This window comes from Bacillus sp. LSHTCR4 (genome assembly GCF_057197025.1).
Window position 1 is genome coordinate 1 of sequence record NZ_JBXUNO010000002.1, and the last position, 23801, is coordinate 23801.

The window sequence follows — 23801 nt, forward strand, 5'->3', positions numbered from 1 at the left end:
TATGCGCCCGTAGCTCAATTGGATAGAGCGTTTGACTACGGATCAAGAGGTTAGGGGTTCGACTCCTCTCGGGCGCGCTTTTATTAACGGGAAGTGGCTCAGCTTGGTAGAGCACCTGGTTTGGGACCAGGGGGTCGCAGGTTCAAATCCTGTCTTCCCGATATTCCCAAAAACATGGGGCCTTAGCTCAGCTGGGAGAGCGCCTGCCTTGCACGCAGGAGGTCAGCGGTTCGATCCCGCTAGGCTCCACTTATCTTAATATCATTTATGGCGGTGTAGCTCAGCTGGCTAGAGCGTACGGTTCATACCCGTGAGGTCGGGGGTTCGATCCCCTCCGCCGCTACCATAAAGGACCTTTAGCTCAGCTGGTTAGAGCAGACGGCTCATAACCGTCCGGTCGTAGGTTCGAGTCCTACAAGGTCCACCATTAGACGTTTCTATCTCGGAGGTATACCCAAGTTCGGCTGAAGGGATCGGTCTTGAAAACCGACAGGCGGCGAGAGTCGCGCGGGGGTTCGAATCCCTCTACCTCCTCCATTTTTTCTAAATTAAATATTTTATCATCGCGGGGTGGAGCAGCACGGTAGCTCGTCGGGCTCATAACCCGAAGGTCGCAGGTTCAAATCCTGTCCCCGCAACCAAATGGTCCCGTGGTGTAGTGGTTAACATGCCTGCCTGTCACGCAGGAGATCGCCGGTTCGACCCCGGTCGGGACCGCCATTTTTACATAAAGGCTCGGTAGCTCAGTCGGTAGAGCAGAGGACTGAAAATCCTCGTGTCGGCGGTTCGATTCCGTCCCGAGCCACCATTTTGAAATCGCATGCCGACTTAGCTCAATTGGTAGAGCAACTGACTTGTAATCAGTAGGTTGGGGGTTCAAGTCCTCTAGTCGGCACCACTTTCAAAATGAGCCATTAGCTCAGTTGGTAGAGCATCTGACTTTTAATCAGAGGGTCGAAGGTTCGAGTCCTTCATGGCTCACCATTTACAATTTAATGCGGGTGTAGTTTAGTGGTAAAACAAGAGCCTTCCAAGCTCTGGTCGAGAGTTCGATTCTCTTCACCCGCTTTCAATTATGGGCCTATAGCTCAGCTGGTTAGAGCGCACGCCTGATAAGCGTGAGGTCGATGGTTCGAGTCCATTTAGGCCCACCATAATTGTTCCGCAGTAGCTCAGTGGTAGAGCTATCGGCTGTTAACCGATCGGTCGTAGGTTCGAGTCCTACCTGCGGAGCCATATTTATAGAGAAGTACCCAAGTGGCTCAAGGGGCTCCCCTGCTAAGGGAGTAGATCGCGAACGCGGTGCGAGGGTTCGAATCCCTTCTTCTCTGCCAGAACTGGCCCGTTGGTCAAGTGGTTAAGACACCGCCCTTTCACGGCGGTAACACGGGTTCGAATCCCGTACGGGTCATACTAAAAGAGATAGCATAATTTGCTATCTCTTTTTTGTTGTGTAAAAGTGGACTTTGGATAGTCTGCTTTTTTTATGGTTTTTTTGTATACTTTTTTCTATTTCAATCGTCTAACTAATAGAAAGGAGAGAGCGATGGAGTATGAAATGGTTATTATAGAAACATCTAAAAGTATTTATAGATATTTGCTTAAAATTGGAGTAACACCAGCAGAAGCAGAGGATATCGTTCAAGATACGATACATAAAGCGTTAGTATCTATACCGAATATGAAAATTAAGTATATAAAAACATGGTTATTTCAAGTTGCGATTAATAGGCATCGTGATGTAGCAAGAAGGCAAAAGCGTATTGAAGAAATTCCAATTGAATCTGTTCAATTAATCGGATCAAAAGGATTAGATGAACCGCTTTTAAGGAAAGAGCTTCAAGTAGAAATACAAAGCATACTTGGAAAGATGAATCCAGTATATAAACATATTCTTTTATTAAAGTATGACTATGAACTCTCATATAAGGAAATAGCAACCGTATTAGAGATGAAAGAAGAGACAGTACGTGTTTCTTTATATAGGGCTCGGAATGAGTTTAAAAAGCTGTATGGGAGGTTTGAAGATGGGCAGAGATGAGTTTGATTTTGATATAGAATCGAGTAAAGTATCGAATATATTAAAGAAAGCAAAAAGAAAACAACTCTTTAAGATGGTAGTCATTTCAAGTATTTTATTTAGTATTTTATTTATTGGTTCTCTTATAAGTATTTCATATTTAAATAATAAGTCTTATATGAACATGGATCGTGACGTAAATATGATAAGACACATTACAAGGCCTAATACGGAAAGAGGCGTAGCAATTACTTCTAACGGTTTATTTAAAAGCACAGTAGAGTATAAAACGTATAAAGTTATTGAGGGGAAACCTGTTAAGTGGGAAGATGAAGTGTATGAGTATAAAGTTTGGAATACATTCCGCCGATTATCGAATGTAAACCCATTAACAATAGCAGATAATGTTGTAGTGGGAAATGAACGTATTAATAAAACAAGTGAATTGTATAATAATCAAACGATGGAAAGAGAGATGCAGTTTTATCTTCCATTTGCTTCATATAATAGTTATATAAATGATATAGAGAAAGTGAAGGGTGAAAATAAAGTAGCTGAATTGGCTATATCTTTTGATAAACCACATAAGGTGTCTGAAATAAAAAAGATGCTGCCAGAAGGGATTCATCCTGTTTGGTATTGGGTAGATACGTATGATGATAAAAAATCATATTCTATTAATGATATGACCGAAAGTGCTTATAATGTGTACGGCTTTAAAGCAAAACAAGGTGATATTGAATTTGGAAATGGAACAGAAAAAGATTTTCTTTTAGCAATTCAAAATGGCATTGAGCAAAAGGGAAAGTATTATGAGGAATATAAACGTATATATGATTACCTAAGAGGGAAGAAAACAAAGCCAAGCGAGGAAGATGTAAAAGTTATTGGAGTAGTTGTAACAGGAACCGCTGCGGATTTACAGAAGTTAAATGATCAAAATTACGTAAAGGCTGCTGTGTTAGGAGCTACCGCGGAAAATAAATAATATATAGAAGAAGCTGTCTCTAAGTAGAGGTAATCTACCGGAGACAGCTTTTTTATGTTGTCATTATTGTCGAGTTTTGTCGGTAAGTCGATATATTGCAAAAATCGCCGATATAATTTGAGTTACGGTCGATAAATTTCAATAATCGCTGATATATTTTGAGTTACGATCGATATATTCTAATAATCATCGATATAATTTCACTTACCAACAAAAACATAAGAAAAACCCTTTCACAATCTAAAGAAAACGCCTCCATTGAAATGGATTCCACACCGATTCCAATAACTTTACACTTTATGTGAAAAAGTTCACAAATAGGTCATAATTTGTGAAGTAATTCACAATGATACGTGCTACAATATGAGTGTAAAGAAGTTAAACAACATTAAATTAGTATTTTAATTAATTACTTAAACAATCATAAAAAAATAGATGTGAACAATAGAGAGGGGAAATTACCATGAAAAAAGGTATCAATCGTGTAGTATTAGTAGGAACAGGAGCTGTAGGTTGTAGTTACGCTTACTCTATGATCAACCAAGGTGTAGCTGAAGAATTCGTATTAGTAGATGTTAATGAAGCAAAAGCAGAAGGGGAAGCAATGGACTTAAGCCATGCGGTACCATTCTCTCCATCACCAACAAAAGTTTGGAGCGGTAGCTATGCAGATTGTAAAGATGCAGATTTAGTAGTTATCACTGCTGGATTACCACAAAAGCCAGGTGAAACTCGTTTAGACTTAGTTGAGAAAAATACAAAGATCTTTAAACAAATCGTTCGCGGTATTATGGATAGCGGATTCGATGGAATCTTCTTAATCGCAACTAACCCAGTTGACATTTTAACTTACGTAACTTGGAAAGAATCTGGTTTACCAAAAGAGCGCGTAATTGGTTCTGGTACTACTTTAGACTCTGCTCGTTTCCGTTACATGTTAGGTGACTACTTAGATGTAGATCCACGTAACGTCCATGCTTACATCGTTGGTGAACATGGTGATACTGAACTTCCAGTATGGAGTCACGCTACTATCGGTGTACAAAAACTAGAAACAATCTTAGCTAACAACGAACAGTACAAACAAGAAGACTTAGATAAAATCTTCGAAAATGTACGTGATGCAGCTTACCATATCATCGAGCGTAAAGGTGCAACTTACTACGGAATCGGTATGTCACTACTTCGTGTAACTAAAGCAATCTTAAACAACGAGAACAGCGTATTAACTGTATCTGCATACCTTGAAGGCCAATACGGTGAGAAAGATGCTTACGTAGGTGTTCCAGCTGTAATTAACCGCGAAGGTGTACGTGAAATCGTAGAGCTTGAGTTAAATGAAGAAGAAAAAGCGAAATTCGCTCATTCTGTAAAAGTATTAAAAGAAACAATGGCACCAGTACTATAATAATTGCTAAATCATTCAGGGGCGGGACACTGCTTCCTACCTCTGAATTCATATAATTTAATATAAATTCCTTTTCCGGTTTCCCTTGTATATCCCCAATATACCCCTTTTGCTGGATCAGGGTCGTTTATAGAAAAGAGCACTCTACTTTAAGTAGCGTGCTCTTTATTATTATTTTTTAGGCGTTAATCCTAATTTCTTTAAAATATCTGCCAGTGTACCACTTTTAGATTTTTCAACAGGTGTTTGTGATTTAGATGCATCCGGGCCTTTTTTCAAGAAGTTCTTTTCAACGAAGCGAATATCTTTTTCGTCGACAATACCATCTTTGTTAAGGTCGCCGTCTTTCACAGATAGTCCTTTTTTACCATAGTTGCTAGCGATTATTTCAGCATCTTTTATATCAATTACTTTATCGCCATTTACATCACCTGCAAGGTTTTCATCAAGGCGTGCATAATAATATTGGCCGAGCAGTTTACCATCTTTTTCAGTACCTAATTTCGTTGTTAGGCGGCTTGTTAAATGCCCTGGTACTTCTACATATAAGTTGTAGTCGCGTTTATTAACAGGAAGTCCATTTAGTTTGAAGTATCCGTATTTATCTAGTGAGCCTTCAAACTTATGACGGTAAGAATCAGTCGCATATACTTTTACGCCAAGCTTTGTATAATCGAACTTTTCATCTAAATATCCACGTTCATTTAAGAATGCACCAGGTTTAATATTACCTTCTACTAATGAGTTTAAGGACATTACTGAGAATGATTGACCTTGAAGGACACGCATTCTATTTGGCTCTGTTTCTCCTGGTTTCCAGTATACAAACACTGGTGACTCTAATTGAGCATTTGCCTCATAAAACTCATCGTTTTCTACTTTGAACGTTACATCAATGAACGGGAAATCACCATCTAATCCAGCGAAGTTTTTGTCATCGATAGCCCCACCAACTGTAACAGAGCCTGCTTCTAGCTTTGGTTCATTTACCTTTGCTGCTACCCCTTTTTCAGAAAGGAGTTTTTCAAAAGCAGGATTGAATTTCGCATTTGCAAATTTGAAGTTCTTTTCTAGGAATTTCACGTTAAATTCTCCAGCAACAAATTGTTTTACGTGTTTCGCATTTAGGGTTACTGTGAACTCGTCACCTTTATATAATTCTTTTTTATCGTAACTAGCCTTTGCATATTGAGCTCCTTGCGGGATAAACCAATAGTTATTTACACCGCTTGGATAGTCAGGTCCTGCAGTTGCATAATCGAAAATATATACGCCTGTGTTCATTGGACCTTCCACTTTAAAGGATTCAGGAGTAATGCCAACTTTAAAGTCACCATTTGCATTAATAGGTAAAAATTTATGCAAGTATGGAGAATAGTCATAATACATAACTCCGTTTGCTTCTTGCGTAATGTTTAATCCTTTTCCTTTTAAGTAATCCACATTAGAATCATACACATTTCCTTTAATCCATAATGCCTTTTTACCGTCTTCTACTGTATAGTTTTCTTCATTTAATTCATAAATACCAGGTTTTAATCCAGTTAATTTCACTTCCGGCGGTGTATTATCAATTACGACATAATCACCTTTCACACGTGCTTTTCGAGCTTTATCATAGCCAACAAACTCAATTGTGTAATCGCCTTCTGGTAAGTCGACTTTCTCATCACCAATTGGTTTTGCGGGATCATTTGTAAAAGGATACACTCTGCCGTTAAAGAATGAATCTAAGTAGTAATACACATCCGTTTTTAGTCCGCTTGTGTTTAATGTTCCAATGAAGCCAAGCGCTTTATTTGTTTTTGAATCCTTCACGATAAGATCTAACGTCTCAAGGTCGCTATTTAATTGGAATGCTCCGTGTAAATACGATTCACGATATGGATTGAATTTAGATGTATCAGTTGAAATGGCTTTTCTTGATAAAAGTGCATTTTCAATACCAGGTTCTGATACACGAATAGAGAATGGTATTTGATACGTTTCTTCTTTATTTTTCGTATTTGTAATATGAATATATCCTTCGTATCGGCCTTGCTTCACGCCGGCTGGAACATTAATTTTTGCTTCAATTTCATCTGCTTTGCCAGCATCAAGAGCAATTGTTTCTGGAACAGAAATTTTTACACCGTTCGCGGTAGCATCGTTAATAGAAGAAGATGCCGGTGTATAAGAAATTTCTGTTTTAAATTCTTTTTTCTCTTGTTTATTATGGTTTTCCACTTTTATATTTCGTTTTTGTTCAAGAGCTTCACCGTCTTTTTGATAGAACTTCCCGAATGCAATGGATCCGGTTTCTTCTGGTACTTCAATTACTTCATCATTTACAACTGTTTTTGTTGTATCTAGCACTTTAAAACTTGTTTCCGTATGAACGGCGTTGTATGCATCTACTCGTCCAGCTCCAACTTCATATACGGAATACTTTTCTTTTAAATCATCAGCTGTGTTCATAAGAGACGCCTTTACATCGAATGGAGAGTATTCTGGGTGTTCTTGTAAAATAAGAGCAGCAACGCCCGCGATATGAGGAGAAGCCATAGATGTTCCTTGCATACGCTCATAGGAAACGTCATAGTTTTCGCCCTCTTGTGGGTCATTAATATATTCAGGTACTGTTGAAAGTACAGCAACACCAGGCGCTGTAATATCTGGTTTAATATCATCATTTGATGTAACAGGACCGCGTGAGCTAAAGTCTGCAAGATGATCGCCTTCTGTTTGAATATAACTAAGTTCGTCAAAGGCAAAGGATGTATTACCTTGTTCGATTTGAGCTTTTAGTTTTTCACCGTCTTCTTTCGTTAGGCGGAATGCTGGAATGTATTTTGTGCTTTCGCCAACGTAGAAAGGAATTTCTCCGTCCACATTGTTATAAATAATAACGGCTTTTGCACCAGCTTGTTTTGCGTTAGCAATTTTTTCGTCAAATGACAGTGTACCACGTGCAACGAGAGCGATTTTTCCTTTTACATCCTTTTTACTAAATTCGTCAGGCGTACCGATTCCTACAGATTCAATAGGGAGAGATTGTCCTTTGAAATCCTCCATTTTATCAGTGAAGTTTTTTCCGAATAAAATTAGGTTAGGAAATTGTAATTGTCCAGCATGACCTGATAGTTTCGGTAAGGAAATAGAGCTATCACTTGCTCCAACCGTAATCGCAAATGGAGAAGCACCTGGTGATCCGAGTGTCGCTGGATTTGGACCAGAGTTGCCAGCAGCAACGACTGTAACAACACCGGAAAGCATTGCATTGTTGACAGCGATAGACGTAGGATCAAGCGGATTGTTGCTATCATCACCTAAGGATAAATTGATAACATTCATACCGTCAGAAATAGACTTATCAATTGCGGCAATAATACCAGAACTATCTCCACTTCCATAAGGACCGAGCACACGATAGTTATACAGTTCAATTTCAGGTGCAACGCCTTTTACTGCGGAATCTGATGTATTTTTCTTTTGAGCAGAAACGATACCTGCTACGTGAGTACCGTGGGCTGTGTAGAAGGAAGAACCACGATTATCAAATTCAGGAGCACCAGATTGTTGCCACTCTTTATAAGTTGTTTCCATCGGATCCGCATCGTTATTAATAAAGTCCCACCCTTTTACAGAGTTTGGATCTACCTTACTAGAGTCCTCGCCAGGTTTTGCGCGATAGCCCTTATACACATCTTTTAAGTCAGGGTGATTGTAATCAATACCTGTATCTAATACACCAACTTTAATTCCTTTTCCGGTAATGCCTTCACTATGTAACTTATCGACCCCAATTTGTGGAATACTATCGGTTAGTTTTTGAGGTGCTTTTTGCTCCGCTTGTTTTGGTAAATTTAATTTCACTTCGTAATCTTTCCAAATACGTTTTACAACGCCAATCCGTAACAATTCTTCCACTGTATTTGCAGGTAATGTCAGTGCAACCCCATTTATGGCATGTTTATAAGAACGTTTAATTTGTACTGACTGGAAATTCCCTGACTTTACTGATGGGCTGAATTGATAAAGACGTTTTAGTCCTTTTTGAAATTCCTCATGTTCTTGATCAATACGTGCTTTTATATTTTCAGGAGCAGCTTGTAACCCTTTTTCTTTTTGTTTTAATTCATTAATTTTTACTGGCGCAGTTTGAAATTCTACAATGATATTTACTGGTTCGGAACTACTCGTATTAATATCTGGCGAAATCGTAAAGCCAGGATTGGCATCTAATGTTTGTAATGCCTGACGCTGTTCTTTAGAAAGTTTTGATAGTAAAGACTGGGCGTTTGAAGAGTCAATTTGGTTAATAGGATTTTCAGCAAGTACATTGAACGGAAGGGCAGTTGAAAACAGAACGCCAGCCGTTACAATTCCGGTAACAAAACGATTTTTCTTTTTCATGTATAAGCCTCCGATAATTTATATTTTAAAAATTATTTCTCCGACTTTAATGGGCAGTAAGACCCCCACCTCAAAATTCAGCGAAAGCAAAGAAGTTAGGTGGGGGGCGGGCTGCCCATAAAAGTCCGATTGGTTCAACTAATAATCAGTGGGGGATGAAGAAAACCCTCACTGATTAAAGTTTCACTTTATCTGTGCCTGGTGTTTGCTCTGCATGGAATGTCCAGTTTAGCTGTAAGGAATCACCTTGAAATTTGTTTTGATCTTGCTCGTTGTCTTCAAAGGAGAAGAGCACATGTAAGTAATCTGTTTCACCAGATGGGATGCCGTCTATTAAGTTATGACGTTCTAGAGAAGTAGCTACATCTTCAGGTTTCATAGTTTTTAATTCTGATAGTTTTGTTTCCCATAAAATTTCATGATCATCGTTTGGATTAGATGGCTTTCCATCATTCACTAAAAATTTGACGATGATGTGATCGCCTAAATCTTCACCATCATTATTTTGCTTTGCATCTGTAACTTCATAGGATGTTTCGAGCGCTACTTTTGCAATATCCAATGACCCTTTATTTTCAAGCGTGAAATTTTTTTCAATAAAGTCACCTGGTTTTAAATCTTTCACATCAACAATTACACTTGGATTAATAGAAAGGTCTAGTGTTCCAGCTTGAAATGAGTTACTAGATGTTTCTGAATCACTGAAGTAGGCGAATACACCGCCGAATGTAAGGGATAAGCCAAGCGTTGCTGTGACAACTCCCATTCCAACCTTTTGTTTTAATGACATAAGAAAGCCCCCTAATTAAATTTTTATAGCGACTGTTCGTAACAAGGATAAGTAAGTAAACATAGTAGTCCGCTATGAATTGTAGTTACGAAAAGTTGACGTTCTTTATTGAGAACAAGTATATGCGTATAAATTTTCCATTTCAATACAATTGTGACGAAAAATGTTGAGAAACATTTTTTTATGACAGATTATTTTGTTACGATTTCAAGTGGAAAATAGGATGAAAAAGAGGATGAAGCTAATAAAATAGAGGTTGAGAAATAAATAGTAAGATAAAAGACTAGTGAAAAATGAAGCGTTTTCAATGAATATTCGTCAAAATTCGATATTTTATATAGAAATATGAAAAAAATTCAACATTTTTAAGAAAAAAACGTATATTTTTTATAAATTAACAAGGATATTTCAGTTTTTCGCAGAATTGGTAAAGTATAAAAAATTCTGTCATCTTAGTGAGGTGAGCATATTGAGTGTAATAAATTGTGAAGAAGTGAAACGAGATGAGTTTCATACAGAAAAGTACTATGACAGTTATAACATCTTTGGCGCACATATTGTGACGGAAGATGAGATGCGAGGTGTACGATTTACAGTATGGGCTCCTCATGCGAAAGCAATGAGTGTTGTTGGAGATTTTAATGAATGGGATTATAAGCAACATAAGATGCTGCAAGTGACAGAAGAGGGAATTTGGTCCCTATTTATACCGCATATTGAAGAAAGAGAAATATATAAGTATGCGATTGAAACGATGGCTGGTGATGTCATTCTTAAGGCAGATCCGTATGCTGTGTATGCAGAAGTAAGACCGAATACGGCATCTGTAGTTTTTGATATAAAGGGATACGAATGGAATGATAAAAACTGGAGCCGTAAGAAAAAGAAAAAATCGGTTTATAAAGAAGCGATGACAGTTTATGAATTACATTTCGGTTCTTGGAAAAAGAAAGAAGATGGAACACTGTATTCTTACAGGGAAATGGCAGAAGAACTCATTCCTTATGTGGTGGAACACCAATTTACACATATTGAAATTATGCCGCTTGTTGAGCATCCATATGATCGTTCTTGGGGATACCAAGGGACGGGATATTATGCAGCAACGAGTAGATTCGGCACGCCACATGATTTGATGCATTTTGTCGATGAATGTCATAAATATGGAATCGGTGTCATTTTAGATTGGGTGCCGGGGCATTTTTGTAAAGATGCTCACGGTTTATATTTGTTTGATGGGACACCGACTTATGAATATAAAGATAAAGATGTGCAAGAAAATCCAGTATGGGGAACTGTCAACTTTGATTTAGGAAAGAGGGAAGTACGTAATTTCTTAATTTCAAATGCTTTATTTTGGATGAGATACTTCCATATTGATGGTTTCAGGGTGGATGCAGTTGCGAACATGCTGTACTGGAATAAAGACGGACAAGAGCAAAGTAATGAGCACGCTGTTTCATTTTTACGGGAGTTAAATGAAGCGGTGTTTGCAGAGGATGAAGACTTTCTTATGACAGCAGAGGATTCAACAGCTTGGCCACTTGTAACAGCTCCAACGTATGAAGGTGGGCTTGGATTCAATTACAAATGGAATATGGGCTGGATGAATGACGTGCTGAAATATATGGAGTGTGCGCCAGAGTACAGAAAATATATTCATGAGAAAATGACGTTCTCTTTACTATATGCTTACTCTGAAAATTTCATATTACCGCTTTCTCATGATGAAGTCGTTCATGGGAAAAAGTCGTTATTAAATAAAATGCCAGGAGACTACTGGGATAAGTTTGCTCAACTTCGTTTATTATATGGATATTTCTTTACTCACCCAGGAAAGAAATTACTTTTCATGGGAGGAGAATTCGGGCAGTTTGATGAGTGGAAAGACCTTGAAGATTTAGATTGGAATTTACATGATTTTGAAATGCATCGTTATATGCATGATTACTTTAAAGAGCTCATAGCATTGTATAAGCGCTCTAAACCACTTTGGCAGCTTGACCATTCGCCTGAAGGATTTCAGTGGATTGATGCTAATAATAATGAGCAAAGTATTTTCTCTTTTATCCGCCAAGGGGATAAACAAGAAGATGCGTTAGTTGTCGTATGTAATTTTACGAAAGCTACATATGAAAACTATAAAGTAGGTGTACCAGATTTCGAGTATTATAACGAGATTTTAAACAGTGATGCTGAGCAATATGGCGGATCAGGGCAAGTGAATAAGAAACGTCTTAAGGCGATTCAAGAACCGTATCATAATCAAGCGGCACATGTAGAAATTACAATTCCACCATTTGGCGTATCCATATTACGACCAGTGAAGACGAGAAAGGGGAGCAAAAAACAAGATGGCTCAAAAACAAAAGTGCGTAGCAATGTTACTAGCAGGGGGAAAAGGTAGTCGATTAAGTGCATTAACAAAAAATTTAGCCAAGCCAGCTGTTCCATTTGGTGGTAAATATCGAATTATTGATTTTACGCTAAGTAACTGCGCGAATTCTGGTATTGAAACGGTTGGGATTTTAACGCAATATCAACCGCTAGAACTTCATAATTATATCGGAATCGGCAATGCGTGGGATTTAGACCGAGTAAGCGGTGGAGTCACAGTATTACCTCCTTATGCGGAGTCTTCAGGTGTGAAGTGGTATACAGGTACGGCAAGTGCCATTTATCAAAACTTAAACTATTTGAGTCAATATGAACCAGAGTATGTTCTCATTTTATCAGGCGACCATATTTATAAAATGGATTACAGTAAAATGCTAGATTATCATATTGATAAAGAAGCGGACGTTTCGATTTCTGTTATTGAAGTGCCTTGGGATGAGGCGAGTCGCTTTGGTATTATGAATACGAACGAAGAGATGGAGATTGTTGAATTTGAAGAGAAACCGCAATTTCCAAGAAGCAATCTTGCATCAATGGGAATTTATATTTTTAACTGGACAATTTTGAAAGAGTATTTAGAAATGGATGCAAGAAACCCTGAATCTAGTAATGATTTCGGAAAAGATGTACTGCCGCTTTTATTAGATGAAGGGAAGAAGCTAATGGCGTATCCGTTTGAAGGATATTGGAAAGATGTTGGAACGGTGAAGAGCTTATGGGAAGCGAATATGGATTTACTTCGCGATGAAACATCACTGAATTTAAATGATCGTAATTGGCGTATTTATTCTGTTAATCCAAACGAACCGCCTCAATATATTGCTGAAAAGGCAAAAGTAGAAGAATCACTTATTAACGAAGGATGCGTCATTGAAGGGGACGTGAAGCATTCTGTATTATTCCAAGGAGTGACGGTGGAAGAAGGTAGTATGGTTATTGATTCTGTCGTTATGCCAGGAGCGAAGATTGGCAAAAATGTTGTGATTGAAAGAGCAATCGTTGGATCGGAAATGGTTATTGAAGATGGAACAATCATTCGTCCAGAAAAAAATGTTGACGATGTAGTACTCATTGCTGAAGGGAAATAGAAAAGGGGGATGAAATGAATGGGAGAAAAAATGTTAGGAATTATTAATGCAACGGGAAGTTTTCCTTCCTTAAAGAAAGTAACAGGGCATCGTTCACTAGCGGCGTTACCGTTTGGGGGCCGTTATCGACTCATTGATTTCATGCTTTCAAATATGGTGAATTCTAATATTCATAGTGTGGCAGTTTTTACAAGCCATAAAAACCGTTCGCTAATGGACCACGTTGGTTCAGGTAAACAGTGGGATTTAGATAGAAAAAGAGACGGATTGTTTTTATTCCCACCAAACTGCCAATGTGACCAAGATGAATTTGGATCTTTTGCACATTTTAGAAGACATATTGATTATTTTCTAAGAGCTAGAGAAGAATACGTTGTTATTACGAATAGCCATCTTGTAACAGCATTAAATTTTCAAGCGGTGTTAGAGCGACATATACATACGGCAGCTGATATTACGGAAGTTTGCCATGAAGGGGTTTCGCTTCAAACATACGTGTTAAAGAAACAATTATTGTTAGATTTATTTGAGTCATATAAGGATGTGGAGCAATATAGCTTATTCGATGTAGTGAGAGAAAAGCGCGGAAAATCACTACATATTGCTACGTATGAGCATACAGGATATGTAGCTATTATTGATTCGATTGAAAGTTACTATAAACATAGCTTAGAAATTTTGCAACCTGCTATTTGGAAGCAACTATTTAAGAAAGAAGCACCAATCTTTACGAAAGTAAAAGATGAACCACCAACTCGTTACCTAAAGGGTGCAGCTGTGAAAAATACAATGATTGCAAACGGCAGTATTATCGAAGGTGAAGTAGAAAATAGTGTTGTCTCCCGTTCTGTTAAAATTGGAAAAGGTTCAATTGTTCGTAATAGCATTATTATGCAAAAGAGCCAAATTGGAGATAACTGTATAATAGACGGTGTTATTATTGATAAAGATGTGAAAATTGGTGACGGTGTTGTTTTAAAAGGAACCGCCGATGAGCCATACGTTGTAGAAAAAGGAAGCGTTCAAAACAGTACGATTAATAGTTATTCTTAAGAAATCAGTGGGGGTTTTTCCTCCACTGATTAAAGTTTTAATTTAAATGAAAACTCGAAGGGAGGAAGCTGCAAGGGAAGTAGTATAAGCTTTTCGTGCAGTGGGACAACAAGTGAATATTTTATTTGCAGTATCAGAATGTGTACCATTTGTTAAATCGGGAGGATTAGCTGATGTAGCAGGTGCGCTCCCAAAAGAGCTAAAAAAATTAGGTGTGGAAGTTCGCATTATACTCCCGAATTATAGTCTTATTCCGCAAAAATTAAGGGATGGATGTACGTTACATAAAGTAATTAACGTCCCGCTTGGCTGGAGAAATCAATATTGCGGAATTTTAAAAGGTGAGCAAGACGGGATTACGTATTACTTAATAGATAATGAATATTATTTTAAGAGGGATTCTCTGTATGGCCATTATGATGACGGAGAGCGTTTTTCTTATTTCTCGAAAGCAGTATTAGAGTGTATCCCGCATCTTGATTTTGAAGTGGATGTTCTTCATAGCCATGATTGGCATACAGCTATGGTCAATTTCTTACTGCGTGAAAAGTATCAAGATAATCCATTATATGAGCACATTAAAACAGTATATACGATTCATAACTTGCAGTTCCAAGGTGTATTTCCTCCTGAAGTGATGTACGACTTGTTAGAACTTGGTGATGAATATTTTCATAGTGAGCAGTTAGAGTTTTATGGAAATGTGAACTTTATGAAGGGCGGTATTATCGCTTCTGATCAAATTACAGCGGTTAGCCCGACATATAAAGAAGAAATTCAATATGAGTTTTTCGGTGAGAAGTTAGATGGATTACTGCGAAAATATAAGGGTAAGCTTAGCGGCATTGTAAATGGAATTGATACGAGCGTGTACAATCCAGAAACGGATTCGTATATTACTGCTCAGTACGATGCGGATTCATTATATGAAAAGAATGAAAATAAACGCGCGTTGCAGCGTTATTTTGGTTTGCCAGAAAAAGAAGATACACCAATTATTTCAATGGTAACGAGATTAACGAAGCAAAAAGGTCTTGATTTAGTACGTACTGTATTCCGAGAAATAATGGAAGAAGATGTACAATGTATTATTTTAGGGTCAGGTGATTCGGAATATGAACAATTCTTTGAGTGGATGGCATATGAGTATCCTGAGAAGGTAAAAGTGTATATTGGCTTTAATGAAGAATTAGCTCACCAAGTATATGCGGGAAGTGATTTATTCTTAATGCCATCACTGTTTGAACCGTGTGGACTTGGACAACTTATCGCATTAGCGTACGGTACGATTCCAATTGTAAGGGAAACAGGCGGATTAAATGATACGGTACAATCTTATGACGAAGAAACTGGAGAAGGAAATGGTTTCAGTTTCACGAACTTTAATGCACATGACATGTTGCACACGGTTCGTCGTGCAATTGAATTTTATCATGATAAACCGGTATGGGAGCAGCTTGTAAAACAAGCGATGACTGAAGATTATAGCTGGGAGAAATCAGCTCTTGCTTATAAGAAATTGTATAAAAGTCTCATGGAATAACATGTAGGTGGTGAAGAAATGTTTACTCATGTTGAAAGTTTCAAATCAGCTTTTTTAGAAAAGTTAGAGACGATGTATGGTAAAAGTTTCAAAGACTCTACAACTCGTGATCAATACAATACGCTTGGGTACATGGTACGTGAGTATATGAATAGTCAATGGATTGCAACGAATGAAAGCTATCGGTCTGGAGAGCGAAAGCAAATGTATTACTTATCCATTGAGTTTTTACTTGGGCGTTTGCTTGGAAGTAACATATTAAATTTAGGCATCAGGGATGTATGTGAGCAAGGACTCTCTGAGCTTGGGATTTCGTTGCAAGAATTAGAAGAGGTGGAAGCAGATGCAGGTCTTGGAAATGGTGGACTTGGACGATTAGCAGCCTGTTTCCTCGATTCACTTGCATCTTTAGATTTACCAGGTCATGGATGTGGAATTCGTTACAAACACGGCTTATTTGATCAAAAAATTGTTGATGGTTATCAAGTTGAATTTCCAGAACAGTGGCTTCTTCATGAAAACGTATGGGAAGTAAGAAGACACGATCAAGCTGTAGAAGTAAGTTATTTCGGCAATGTTGAACCGCTCTACATTGATGGACGTTTAGAATTTAGGCATACAAATGCAGAAGTAATTATGGCAGTACCATATGACGTTCCAGTAGTAGGTTATGAGACGAGTACTGTAAATACACTTAGACTTTGGAATGCGGAACCAGTTCCTTTCCCGCAAAATTGCAAAGATATTTTGAAATATAAGCGTGAAACAGAGGCGGTATCGGAGTTTTTATATCCAGATGATACGCATGATGAGGGGAAAATACTTCGTTTGAAACAACAGTATTTCCTCGTATCAGCAAGTTTGCAAAATATCGTTCGTATGCATAGAGAAAGATATGGTGACCTTCGTCAATTACATGAGAAAATTGCGATTCATATTAATGATACACATCCAGTTTTGGCGATTCCAGAACTGATGCGTATTTTATTAGATGAAGAAAAACTAGCATGGGAAGAAGCTTGGCACATAACAACGCAAACGATTTCTTATACGAATCATACGACGTTATCAGAAGCACTTGAGAAATGGCCAATTCACATTTTTAAACCGTTATTACCGAGAATTTATATGATTATTGAAGAGATTAATGAACGTTTCTGTCATGAGCTTTGGGAACGTTATCCATATGAATGGCATCGCATTGAAGAGATGGCGATTATTGCGCATGATCTTGTGAAAATGGCTCATTTAGCAATTGTCGGTAGCCATAGCGTAAACGGTGTAGCAAAAATTCATACGGAAATTTTAAAGCAGCGTGAAATGCGATTATTTTATGAGTTTTATCCAGATAAGTTTAATAATAAGACGAATGGAATCGCTCATAGACGCTGGTTAATGAAGGCGAATCCGCAGCTGACGAACCTTATTTCAGAGGCGATTGGAACAGAGTGGAAGAAAGAACCGATTAAGCTTCAAGAGCTACAATTAGTTCAATACGATGCGAGTTTCCAAGAGAAATTTGCGGAGGTAAAACAAGAGCGTAAAGAGATTTTAGCGGAGCGTATTCATAATACAATGGGGATTACAATTGATCCTAATTCTATTTTTGATGTGCAAGTAAAAAGACTGCATGCTTACAAGCGACAATTATTAAATGTTCTTCATATTCTATATTTGTATAACCGTTTGAAAGAGGATGCTAGTTTTACATTTTATCCGCGTACGTTTATCTTTGGAGCGAAAGCCTCACCTGGCTATTACTATGCGAAAAAAATTATTAAATTAATTAATGAACTCGCAAGGAAAGTGAATAATGATCCTTACGTAAGCCAATATATGAAAGTTATCTTTCTAGAAAACTATCGAGTGTCTGTAGCGGAAGATATATTCCCAGCGGCCGATGTCAGTGAACAAATTTCAACTGCGAGTAAAGAAGCATCAGGAACAGGTAATATGAAATTTATGATGAATGGTGCGATTACACTCGGCACGTTAGACGGAGCGAATATTGAAATAAAAGATAGAGTCGGTGATGATAACTGTTTCATTTTCGGCTTAACGGCCGAAGAGGTTCTTCATTACTATCAAAATGGTGGATATCGTGCAAGTGATTATTATCACCACAATGGGCACATTAAAAAGGTAGTAGACCAGTTAACGAATGGTTTCTTTGCACAGTCTGGAGCTGAATTTGAAGCAATTTACGATTCTCTCGTTATTCAAAATGATGAATATTTTGTTCTGCGAGATTTTAGCCCATATGCGGAAAAGCAAGAAGCTGTTGGTAGAGCTTATGAAAACCGAACGAAGTGGTTGGAAATGTCGATTTTAAATATTGCACAATCTGGTCATTTTGCGAGCGATCGAACGATTTTACAGTATAGTAATGAGATTTGGGGTATTGGTAATACAGTTACGCAGATTTAAAGAGATTGCTAGGCCGAGAAAGACTATATGAAATTTATCCCGCGTTAACGGCCAGTAAAACTCCCACCTCAAAATTCAGTTGGAGCAAAGAAGTTAGGTGGGAGTCGGGCTGTTCGTAAACGTCCGATTGGTGTGGGCTAATAATCAGTGGATGATGAAGAAAACCCCCACTGATTAAAGTCTCACTTTATATCGGCGATTTTTAAGATATATCGATTTACCGAAAAAAATTGACACTAATAAATAAACCGAGCTTAAACTCATTAAGCTCGGTTTTCTTTTTGCTTAAGAAAGAAATGGGATCACAGTATATATGATACCTGTTCCATCATATTCTCCTGTCGCAAAGTATGAAAATGTAAAGAAACCTGTAAACGTAAAAATTACAATGAGAAAAAGTGCAAAGATAAATTTTAGCATGTAAGGTCCCCTCATCCAAAAGTAACTTCATATATTATTATAGTATAAGGATATTTAATTTCCAATTGTTTACTGGTTAAAAATGAGAAGTCAGACATGTTTTGTATGTTGTCATGGCATGATTATTTGCAATCGATTTTGTGTTTTTTGTAAAAGTCATGTTGTGATGAACGTGTGCATATTCCCAGTCTTGGTCATTGAAATTTATGTTTCGAGGAGGAAGAAGTGGAACGACATCAAATAAGTTGACGAAACGAAAGCTACTAGCTACTTGGAGTTTATAATAATTACGAAATGCAATATCTCCCACTTTTGGGGAGGCAAATGTATACAGACCGTACTGTGCGAAGGCAGTGTTTATACGCGCATCGAGTATATGTAGTGTAGCGAGCGCGCCGCCTAAACTATGACCTGTTGCAAGAAGTTTCTTATGGGCTGGTAATGATACGAGCATATCCATAATAGAATCTCGGCAAGACTCATAAATGGAAAGAAAGCCGTTATGGACATTTCCACTATTTAAAGCATATGGGTATGGTTTTTGGTTAACGAGTGAATCGATAATCCAGTCTGTATCCGTTTGTGTTCCGCGAAAAGCTACAATAACGGTATCCTCAGATTCTAGTATGAATCCGAACCATTCTGTCGTTTGAATGGTTTTTCCTTGAAAGCCTTGTACATATTGAAAACCATCTGGTATTTCAAAAATCCCATTTTGTTTATATTGTTCATACGTTAACTCACAACAAGAAGCTAACAGTATGGCAGTATCTTTATCAAAGGATAAAGGAGTACGCATTAAGGGAGCCTCCTTAAGAAAAGGTATAGTTCAATATATGCAGTGAGGGACTTGATTCATTCTTTTAGAAAAAAAGCTTGAACCTACAGTTACGTGAGGGAGTATGATTTTTGTAAACAGACTGTTAGGAGGAGTGTAAGATGAGCAAAAGAGAAGGCTATTCAATTGGTGAGTTTTCAAGGAGAACGGGTACAACGATACGAACGCTCCAATATTACGATGAAATTGGATTACTTAAACCTGAAAAGAATGTTAGCTCTGGTCACCGTGTGTACAAAGGAAAAGATATATTAGAGCTACAGAAAATAGTGAGCCTTAAAGTATTAGGATATAGTTTAGAAGAAATAAGCGTCATGCTGAAAATGCCAAGTTTGAATGTAAATTTAAAAGAAACATTGGAGCAACAAAGAAAAGCCTTTGAAGAAAAAAGAAAACAAATTGAAGTTTCGATAAAGGCACTTGAACGAACAATGGTATGTCTTGAGGAAGATGAAGAGCTGGATAGTGACATATTAATGAGTCTAATTAACAGCATTCAAGAAGAAAAAGAACAACGTTTATGGCTTGAAGGATATGTATCAAAAGAGTTGGTTGATGGATTATATAATAAGCCGGAAGAAGAGGGTATAGCGCTTGATAAAGAGTTTGTGCGTTTAGCAAAAGAAGTGAAAAGGTTATTTGGAAGACAAATTGAGGATTCAGAAGTGCAAAAATTGGTTGATGAACATATGAAGGCGACTTTTAAGTATGTTGGTGAAGAGACAATGTATGCTCTAGGTAAATTAGAGAATGCAGAAGAACAATATAATAATATGATGCCATCTCCTTATACGGAAGAAGAAGAGGCGTGGCTTAATGAAGCGATGGAGTATTATATGATTCGAAATGGTTTATCCCGCTTTAATGGGCAGTAAGACCCCCACCTCAAAATTCAGCGAAAGCAAAGAAGTTAGGTGGGGGATCAACTGCCCATAAAAGCCCGATTGGTTCAACTAATAATCAGTGGGGGATGAAGAAAACCCCCACTGATTAAAGTTTCACTTTATATAGTCCACCAAAATAAAAAGAGCCCTATAAGGGCCCTTTTTACTCTTTCCCATCTAATAAACGACCAAGTCCACCTAAAACGCTGCCTTCACCAGTGCTTTGTGCTGCTGGGCTTGTCAGGCGTGCTGCTAAGCGGCTAAGTGTTAAGGACTGAATCCAAACTGTTCCAGGACCTTCTAACGTTGCGAAGAATAAACCTTCGCCGCCAAATAGAGCTGTTTTTACCTTTCCAACGAACTCGACATCGTAGTTAATGTCTTTTGTCATGGCAACGAGACAGCCTGTATCGATACGAAGCTTTTCGCCATGTTTTAATTCACGTTTATATACAGTTCCGCCTGCATGCATGAAAGCAAGTCCATCACCTTCGAGTTTCTGCATGATGAAACCTTCACCGCCGAAGAAACCAGTTCCGATCTTTTTCGTAAACTCGATTCCGATAGAAACGCCTTTTGCGGCACAAAGAAATGCATCTTTTTGACAAACTACTTTTCCTTGATATTCTGTTAAATCTACAGGAATAATTTTACCCGGATAAGGAGCAGCAAAGGATACGTGACGCTTGCCGTGACCTGTATTTGTAAATACAGTCATAAACATGCTTTCGCCTGTAACGAGACGCTTACCAGCGCCCATTAATTTTCCGAATAAACCTCCAGATGGGCCAGAACCATCACCGAAGATTGTTTCCATTTCGATGTAATCTTCCATCATCATCATTGCGCCAGCTTCTGCGATAACGCTTTCTTCTGGATCTAACTCAATTTCAACAAACTGCATATCATCGCCGTATAATTTATACTCGATTTCGTGTGCTCTCATTTTTTTCACCTCGTATGTAATAGATACTTATATTGTACAGAATTTAATAAGATTAGAATACTTTAGTTTTGTTAATTTTCAAATAAAGTGTGAGCACCCAAAATTGGTTGTCAGATCCCACCAATCGAGCAGTCTGCAAATAGCGAGATAAAATATGAATATGGAAATTCAACATTATATTAAAATTATAAAAAAATAATGGAATGAAAGTGTTCTCATTTGACGTTTTTGATATAGCGTGATATAGTGAAGTCACTATTGAGCTACATAATGTGGTACGGAAATAAAGCACGTTGAATTAAAGGCTGTAAGCTTGTTATACATTCATGTCCTTTATATCCACCTTTTCATGTGGATTCATAGTTTCATTTTTATTTAGGAGGTACATGACATGCAAACAGGTAAAGTTAAATGGTTCAACAGCGAAAAAGGTTTCGGTTTCATCGAAGTTGAAGGTGGAGACGATGTATTCGTTCACTTCTCAGCTATCCAAGGTGACGGATTCAAAACTTTAGAAGAAGGTCAAGAAGTTTCTTTCGAAATCGTTGAAGGTAACCGTGGACCACAAGCTGCTAACGTTACAAAAAACTAATTAGCTAGCGATAAAAAGCATTCCGATTTTCGGAATGCTTTTTTTTATTCTTTGGAACTCGACTCATTTGAAGATAATTCGCCCTTAAAGGTACGCTCTTCAAAGTCATCAAGCATTTGCTCATATTCTTCATGTTCTTCCGTAGCGAAAACTTGCGGATTTTTTCCATACATATCTGTACCGATAAAGTTTTCGAAATCCTCTACGTAGCCTACGTTTTCTTCACTATTTACGTACATACCATTATAGTTTTTCGAATCTTGTCGTTCTAAATCAGACGGTGTTTCAGATGTTCCGTAATTAGCAACATCTTGCCATGCATCTTCTGCATCATATTCAACAGAACGATCTTTATCATGTTTGTGGAAAGAAGGAGACAACACTTCTTCTTCAACTGGTCGTGTATTCATATTTAACTTATTTGTCGCGTGCTGGATGCATGTTGTAGCAGTCGGCATTGCTTCTAATCTTTCAAATGGAATTTCTTCACCAGACACTTCACAAATGCCGTACGTACCCGCTTCTATTTTTTGCAAGGCATGTTTCGTATCCTCTAGCTGTTTATGCCAAAGTTCAATAAGCCCGAAGTCTTTTTCCCGTTCATATAGCTCTGTTGCCATATCAGCTGGATGGTTATCATAGCTAGATAATTCTCCAACAGACTCACGCTCAGATGCACGATCTTCATTTTCGTGTGTTTGTATCGTTTGCTCTAGTTCTTGTTTTTGTTTTTCTAAAACGGATTTAAATTGATTTATTTGTTGTGGAGTTAACATAGTCGTCCACCTTCCTACAATTCAGTTTCTTTACATAGTATGAGCGTTGCGAGTAGGAATTATGAGCTGAAATTGGTATATGAAAAAGGAGCCGCATTAGCAGCTCCTTTTAAAGGAAATATCCAAGTAATAATCCGATTCCCATGAGGAGACCGAAGATTGTATTTGTTTTTGCTGTTGAAATCATCGCAGGTACCATTTCCATTGGAATGCTTTTGCCGATAAAACCTTTCGTCGCTTTAAATGCTTTCGGTGCACTTAAAAATACGATCAGCATCCATGGTGATACGATGCCCACGATAATTAAAGCAATTGTCCAAATGTAGGAAACGATGAACATAGAAGCAAGTACACCAACGGCTCTTTCACGCCCAACGAGAATTGCTAACGTTTTACGACCGTTTTCTTTATCGCCATCTAAGTCACGGATGTTATTAGCTAGTAAAATGGCACCAATTAAAATGGAGCTTGGAATAGATAGTAAAATGACTTCTGATGTTACAGTTCCAGTTTGAATAAAGAATGAAATCCCGATAATAATGACACCCATAAATAATCCGGCTGTTAACTCTCCAAATGGTGTATAGGCAATTGGAAGTGGGCCGCCTGTATAAAGGTAAGCAACGGCCATACAAACAAGACCGATTGCCGCAAGCCACCAGCTAGAATTCATGCAAATATACACACCTAATAGTATTGCGATGCCGAAAAATCCAAATGCTAAGTTAAGCACTGTTTTTGGCTGAATGCCATCGCGAACGATAGCGCCGCCGATACCAACTGAACCTTCGTGATCGAGTCCTCTTTTATAATCAAAGTATTCATTAAACATGTTTGTTGCTGCCTGAATGAGAAGACAAGCAAGAAGCATTATAAGGAAAAGAGGGGGATGTATTTGATTTATACCTCCGACCTGCATTGCATAGGCTGTTCCGATGAAAACAGGAACGAAAGCTGCTGTTAGTGTATGGGGACGTAATAAACTCCACCAAATGCGCCAGCCAGTTTGCTTACTTGGCTTTGGCGCCGTAGGAGAGGAATTCGTGTCGACGTTCATTTCCATGTTGAATCCTCCTTTGGTCACATATTGTACACAACTAAGTGTAGAAAAAGCATCATTTAGTGTCAACGTTTATTTTCTAGGAAGAGAAGGTGAATTTCTCAGAAATGCTAAACGTTGACAGGCCTTTCGTTTGAGGTGTATCTTAAAATCAAGCGTAATTATGACTATTTTTC

General features: G+C 37.9%; 17 protein-coding genes and 16 tRNA genes. 26 read left to right on the forward strand and 7 right to left on the reverse strand.

Annotated elements, in window-relative coordinates; translation table 11 throughout:
- The first annotated feature begins 3 nt into the window (after nucleotides 1-3).
- The 19 genes from AC2CGR_RS13545 to AC2CGR_RS13635 all read left to right on the forward strand — a co-directional run bounded on the left by AC2CGR_RS13545 (nucleotide 4) and on the right by AC2CGR_RS13635 (nucleotide 4416).
- A tRNA-Arg gene (locus tag AC2CGR_RS13545) sits at nucleotides 4-77 on the forward strand.
- A gap of 10 nt (nucleotides 78-87) precedes the next feature.
- Nucleotides 88-161: transfer RNA gene (locus AC2CGR_RS13550), tRNA-Pro, on the forward strand.
- A 15-nt stretch (nucleotides 162-176) separates the two neighbouring features.
- Nucleotides 177-249: transfer RNA gene (locus tag AC2CGR_RS13555), tRNA-Ala, on the forward strand.
- A 20-nt stretch (nucleotides 250-269) separates the two neighbouring features.
- Nucleotides 270-346 (forward strand) — tRNA-Met (locus tag AC2CGR_RS13560).
- A gap of 4 nt (nucleotides 347-350) precedes the next feature.
- Nucleotides 351-427: transfer RNA gene (locus AC2CGR_RS13565), tRNA-Ile, on the forward strand.
- A gap of 17 nt (nucleotides 428-444) precedes the next feature.
- Nucleotides 445-537, forward strand: a tRNA-Ser gene (locus AC2CGR_RS13570).
- A 27-nt stretch (nucleotides 538-564) separates the two neighbouring features.
- Nucleotides 565-641, forward strand: a tRNA-Met gene (locus tag AC2CGR_RS13575).
- Between the two features lie 3 nt (nucleotides 642-644).
- A tRNA-Asp gene (locus AC2CGR_RS13580) sits at nucleotides 645-720 on the forward strand.
- A gap of 12 nt (nucleotides 721-732) precedes the next feature.
- Nucleotides 733-808 (forward strand) — tRNA-Phe (locus AC2CGR_RS13585).
- 14 nt (nucleotides 809-822) lie between these two features.
- Nucleotides 823-898, forward strand: a tRNA-Thr gene (locus AC2CGR_RS13590).
- Between the two features lie 10 nt (nucleotides 899-908).
- Nucleotides 909-984: transfer RNA gene (locus AC2CGR_RS13595), tRNA-Lys, on the forward strand.
- 13 nt (nucleotides 985-997) lie between these two features.
- A tRNA-Gly gene (locus AC2CGR_RS13600) sits at nucleotides 998-1068 on the forward strand.
- Between the two features lie 9 nt (nucleotides 1069-1077).
- Nucleotides 1078-1154, forward strand: a tRNA-Ile gene (locus tag AC2CGR_RS13605).
- A gap of 7 nt (nucleotides 1155-1161) precedes the next feature.
- A tRNA-Asn gene (locus AC2CGR_RS13610) sits at nucleotides 1162-1236 on the forward strand.
- Between the two features lie 7 nt (nucleotides 1237-1243).
- Nucleotides 1244-1334, forward strand: a tRNA-Ser gene (locus AC2CGR_RS13615).
- Between the two features lie 5 nt (nucleotides 1335-1339).
- Nucleotides 1340-1411, forward strand: a tRNA-Glu gene (locus AC2CGR_RS13620).
- 135 nt (nucleotides 1412-1546) lie between these two features.
- A complete protein-coding gene (locus AC2CGR_RS13625) occupies nucleotides 1547-2041 on the forward strand; it encodes an RNA polymerase sigma factor (RefSeq protein WP_484480922.1) in 495 nt (164 codons plus the stop codon).
- Nucleotides 2028-3008 (forward strand): anti sigma factor C-terminal domain-containing protein, encoded by a 981-nt coding sequence (locus AC2CGR_RS13630; RefSeq protein WP_484480923.1) that lies wholly within the window; start codon nucleotides 2028-2030, stop codon nucleotides 3006-3008. The genes AC2CGR_RS13625 and AC2CGR_RS13630 overlap by 14 nt, the downstream gene beginning before the upstream one ends.
- Before the next feature lie 463 nt (nucleotides 3009-3471).
- Entirely contained in the window at nucleotides 3472-4416 is a 945-nt protein-coding gene (locus tag AC2CGR_RS13635; protein ID WP_000715339.1) for an L-lactate dehydrogenase, read from the forward strand.
- Between the two features lie 171 nt (nucleotides 4417-4587).
- Here the strand turns inward: AC2CGR_RS13635 and AC2CGR_RS13640 are convergent, their stop codons facing one another.
- Together AC2CGR_RS13640 and AC2CGR_RS13645 are read right to left on the reverse strand one after the other, a co-directional pair.
- Nucleotides 4588-8811 (reverse strand): S8 family serine peptidase, encoded by a 4224-nt coding sequence (locus AC2CGR_RS13640; protein WP_484480924.1) that lies wholly within the window; start codon nucleotides 8809-8811, stop codon nucleotides 4588-4590.
- Nucleotides 8812-8986: 175 nt separating this feature from the next.
- Complete coding sequence (locus AC2CGR_RS13645) at nucleotides 8987-9601, reverse strand: CalY family protein (protein WP_087966689.1); 615 nt, start codon at nucleotides 9599-9601, stop codon at nucleotides 8987-8989.
- A gap of 469 nt (nucleotides 9602-10070) precedes the next feature.
- Here AC2CGR_RS13645 and glgB point away from each other — a divergent pair, with 469 nt between their 5' ends.
- From glgB to glgP, 5 genes are all read left to right on the forward strand, one after another.
- The gene (gene glgB / locus AC2CGR_RS13650) at nucleotides 10071-12008 is read left to right on the forward strand and encodes a 1,4-alpha-glucan branching protein GlgB (protein WP_087966686.1); all 1938 of its coding nucleotides are present in this window, start codon (nucleotides 10071-10073) and stop codon (nucleotides 12006-12008) included.
- Entirely contained in the window at nucleotides 11956-13086 is a 1131-nt protein-coding gene (glgC, locus tag AC2CGR_RS13655; protein ID WP_087966684.1) for a glucose-1-phosphate adenylyltransferase, read from the forward strand. Before glgB ends, glgC begins: the two co-directional genes overlap by 53 nt.
- Nucleotides 13087-13104: 18 nt before the next feature.
- On the forward strand, nucleotides 13105-14139 hold the full coding sequence (gene glgD / locus AC2CGR_RS13660; protein ID WP_000504140.1) for a glucose-1-phosphate adenylyltransferase subunit GlgD: 1035 nt from the start codon (nucleotides 13105-13107) through the stop codon (nucleotides 14137-14139).
- A 112-nt stretch (nucleotides 14140-14251) separates the two neighbouring features.
- Nucleotides 14252-15682, forward strand: coding sequence for a glycogen synthase GlgA (gene glgA / locus AC2CGR_RS13665; RefSeq protein WP_087966708.1), 1431 nt, complete (start codon nucleotides 14252-14254; stop codon nucleotides 15680-15682).
- 18 nt (nucleotides 15683-15700) lie between these two features.
- Nucleotides 15701-18109, forward strand: a complete 2409-nt coding sequence (gene glgP, locus AC2CGR_RS13670) for a glycogen phosphorylase (protein ID WP_484480925.1) — start codon at nucleotides 15701-15703, stop codon at nucleotides 18107-18109.
- Nucleotides 18110-18394: 285 nt separating this feature from the next.
- Here the strand turns inward: glgP and AC2CGR_RS13675 are convergent, their stop codons facing one another.
- Both AC2CGR_RS13675 and AC2CGR_RS13680 read right to left on the reverse strand, forming a co-directional pair.
- Nucleotides 18395-18529, reverse strand: a complete 135-nt coding sequence (locus AC2CGR_RS13675; RefSeq protein ID WP_000911071.1) for a hypothetical protein — start codon at nucleotides 18527-18529, stop codon at nucleotides 18395-18397.
- A 76-nt stretch (nucleotides 18530-18605) separates the two neighbouring features.
- On the reverse strand, nucleotides 18606-19328 hold the full coding sequence (locus AC2CGR_RS13680) for a lipase family protein (protein WP_001260122.1): 723 nt from the start codon (nucleotides 19326-19328) through the stop codon (nucleotides 18606-18608).
- A gap of 140 nt (nucleotides 19329-19468) precedes the next feature.
- On the opposite strand from AC2CGR_RS13680, the gene AC2CGR_RS13685 reads away from it, so the two are divergent.
- On the forward strand, nucleotides 19469-20242 hold the full coding sequence (locus AC2CGR_RS13685; RefSeq protein ID WP_131100954.1) for a MerR family transcriptional regulator: 774 nt from the start codon (nucleotides 19469-19471) through the stop codon (nucleotides 20240-20242).
- A 172-nt stretch (nucleotides 20243-20414) separates the two neighbouring features.
- Here AC2CGR_RS13685 and AC2CGR_RS13690 read toward each other — a convergent pair whose 3' ends face one another.
- Entirely contained in the window at nucleotides 20415-21197 is a 783-nt protein-coding gene (locus AC2CGR_RS13690) for a TIGR00266 family protein (RefSeq protein WP_001201255.1), read from the reverse strand.
- A 391-nt stretch (nucleotides 21198-21588) separates the two neighbouring features.
- On the opposite strand from AC2CGR_RS13690, the gene cspD reads away from it, so the two are divergent.
- A complete protein-coding gene (cspD, locus tag AC2CGR_RS13695; protein WP_001193054.1) occupies nucleotides 21589-21789 on the forward strand; it encodes a cold-shock protein CspD in 201 nt (66 codons plus the stop codon).
- Nucleotides 21790-21833: 44 nt separating this feature from the next.
- Here cspD and AC2CGR_RS13700 read toward each other — a convergent pair whose 3' ends face one another.
- Nucleotides 21834-22565, reverse strand: coding sequence for a yteA family sporulation protein (locus AC2CGR_RS13700; RefSeq protein WP_484480926.1), 732 nt, complete (start codon nucleotides 22563-22565; stop codon nucleotides 21834-21836).
- A gap of 109 nt (nucleotides 22566-22674) precedes the next feature.
- The gene (locus AC2CGR_RS13705; RefSeq protein ID WP_131100952.1) at nucleotides 22675-23628 is read right to left on the reverse strand and encodes a 1,4-dihydroxy-2-naphthoate polyprenyltransferase; all 954 of its coding nucleotides are present in this window, start codon (nucleotides 23626-23628) and stop codon (nucleotides 22675-22677) included.
- Nucleotides 23629-23801: the final 173 nt, after the last annotated feature.

Bases quoted from the DNA above. Each gene is read 5' to 3' on its own strand.
- AC2CGR_RS13685 (WP_131100954.1), top strand. From the start codon at position 19,469: ATGAGCAAAAGAGAAGGCTATTCAATTGGTGAGTTTTCAAGGAGAACG.
- AC2CGR_RS13700 (WP_484480926.1), bottom strand. From the start codon at position 22,565: ATGTTAACTCCACAACAAATAAATCAATTTAAATCCGTTTTAGAAAAA.
- AC2CGR_RS13640 (WP_484480924.1), bottom strand. From the start codon at position 8,811: ATGAAAAAGAAAAATCGTTTTGTTACCGGAATTGTAACGGCTGGCGTT.
- AC2CGR_RS13690 (WP_001201255.1), bottom strand. From the start codon at position 21,197: ATGAGAGCACACGAAATCGAGTATAAATTATACGGCGATGATATGCAG.
- AC2CGR_RS13630 (WP_484480923.1), top strand. From the start codon at position 2,028: ATGGGCAGAGATGAGTTTGATTTTGATATAGAATCGAGTAAAGTATCG.
- cspD (WP_001193054.1), top strand. From the start codon at position 21,589: ATGCAAACAGGTAAAGTTAAATGGTTCAACAGCGAAAAAGGTTTCGGT.
- AC2CGR_RS13705 (WP_131100952.1), bottom strand. From the start codon at position 23,628: ATGGAAATGAACGTCGACACGAATTCCTCTCCTACGGCGCCAAAGCCA.
- AC2CGR_RS13635 (WP_000715339.1), top strand. From the start codon at position 3,472: ATGAAAAAAGGTATCAATCGTGTAGTATTAGTAGGAACAGGAGCTGTA.
- AC2CGR_RS13645 (WP_087966689.1), bottom strand. From the start codon at position 9,601: ATGTCATTAAAACAAAAGGTTGGAATGGGAGTTGTCACAGCAACGCTT.
- AC2CGR_RS13680 (WP_001260122.1), bottom strand. From the start codon at position 19,328: ATGCGTACTCCTTTATCCTTTGATAAAGATACTGCCATACTGTTAGCT.
- AC2CGR_RS13625 (WP_484480922.1), top strand. From the start codon at position 1,547: ATGGAGTATGAAATGGTTATTATAGAAACATCTAAAAGTATTTATAGA.
- glgD (WP_000504140.1), top strand. From the start codon at position 13,105: ATGGGAGAAAAAATGTTAGGAATTATTAATGCAACGGGAAGTTTTCCT.
- AC2CGR_RS13675 (WP_000911071.1), bottom strand. From the start codon at position 18,529: ATGCTAAAATTTATCTTTGCACTTTTTCTCATTGTAATTTTTACGTTT.
- glgP (WP_484480925.1), top strand. From the start codon at position 15,701: ATGTTTACTCATGTTGAAAGTTTCAAATCAGCTTTTTTAGAAAAGTTA.
- glgC (WP_087966684.1), top strand. From the start codon at position 11,956: ATGGCTCAAAAACAAAAGTGCGTAGCAATGTTACTAGCAGGGGGAAAA.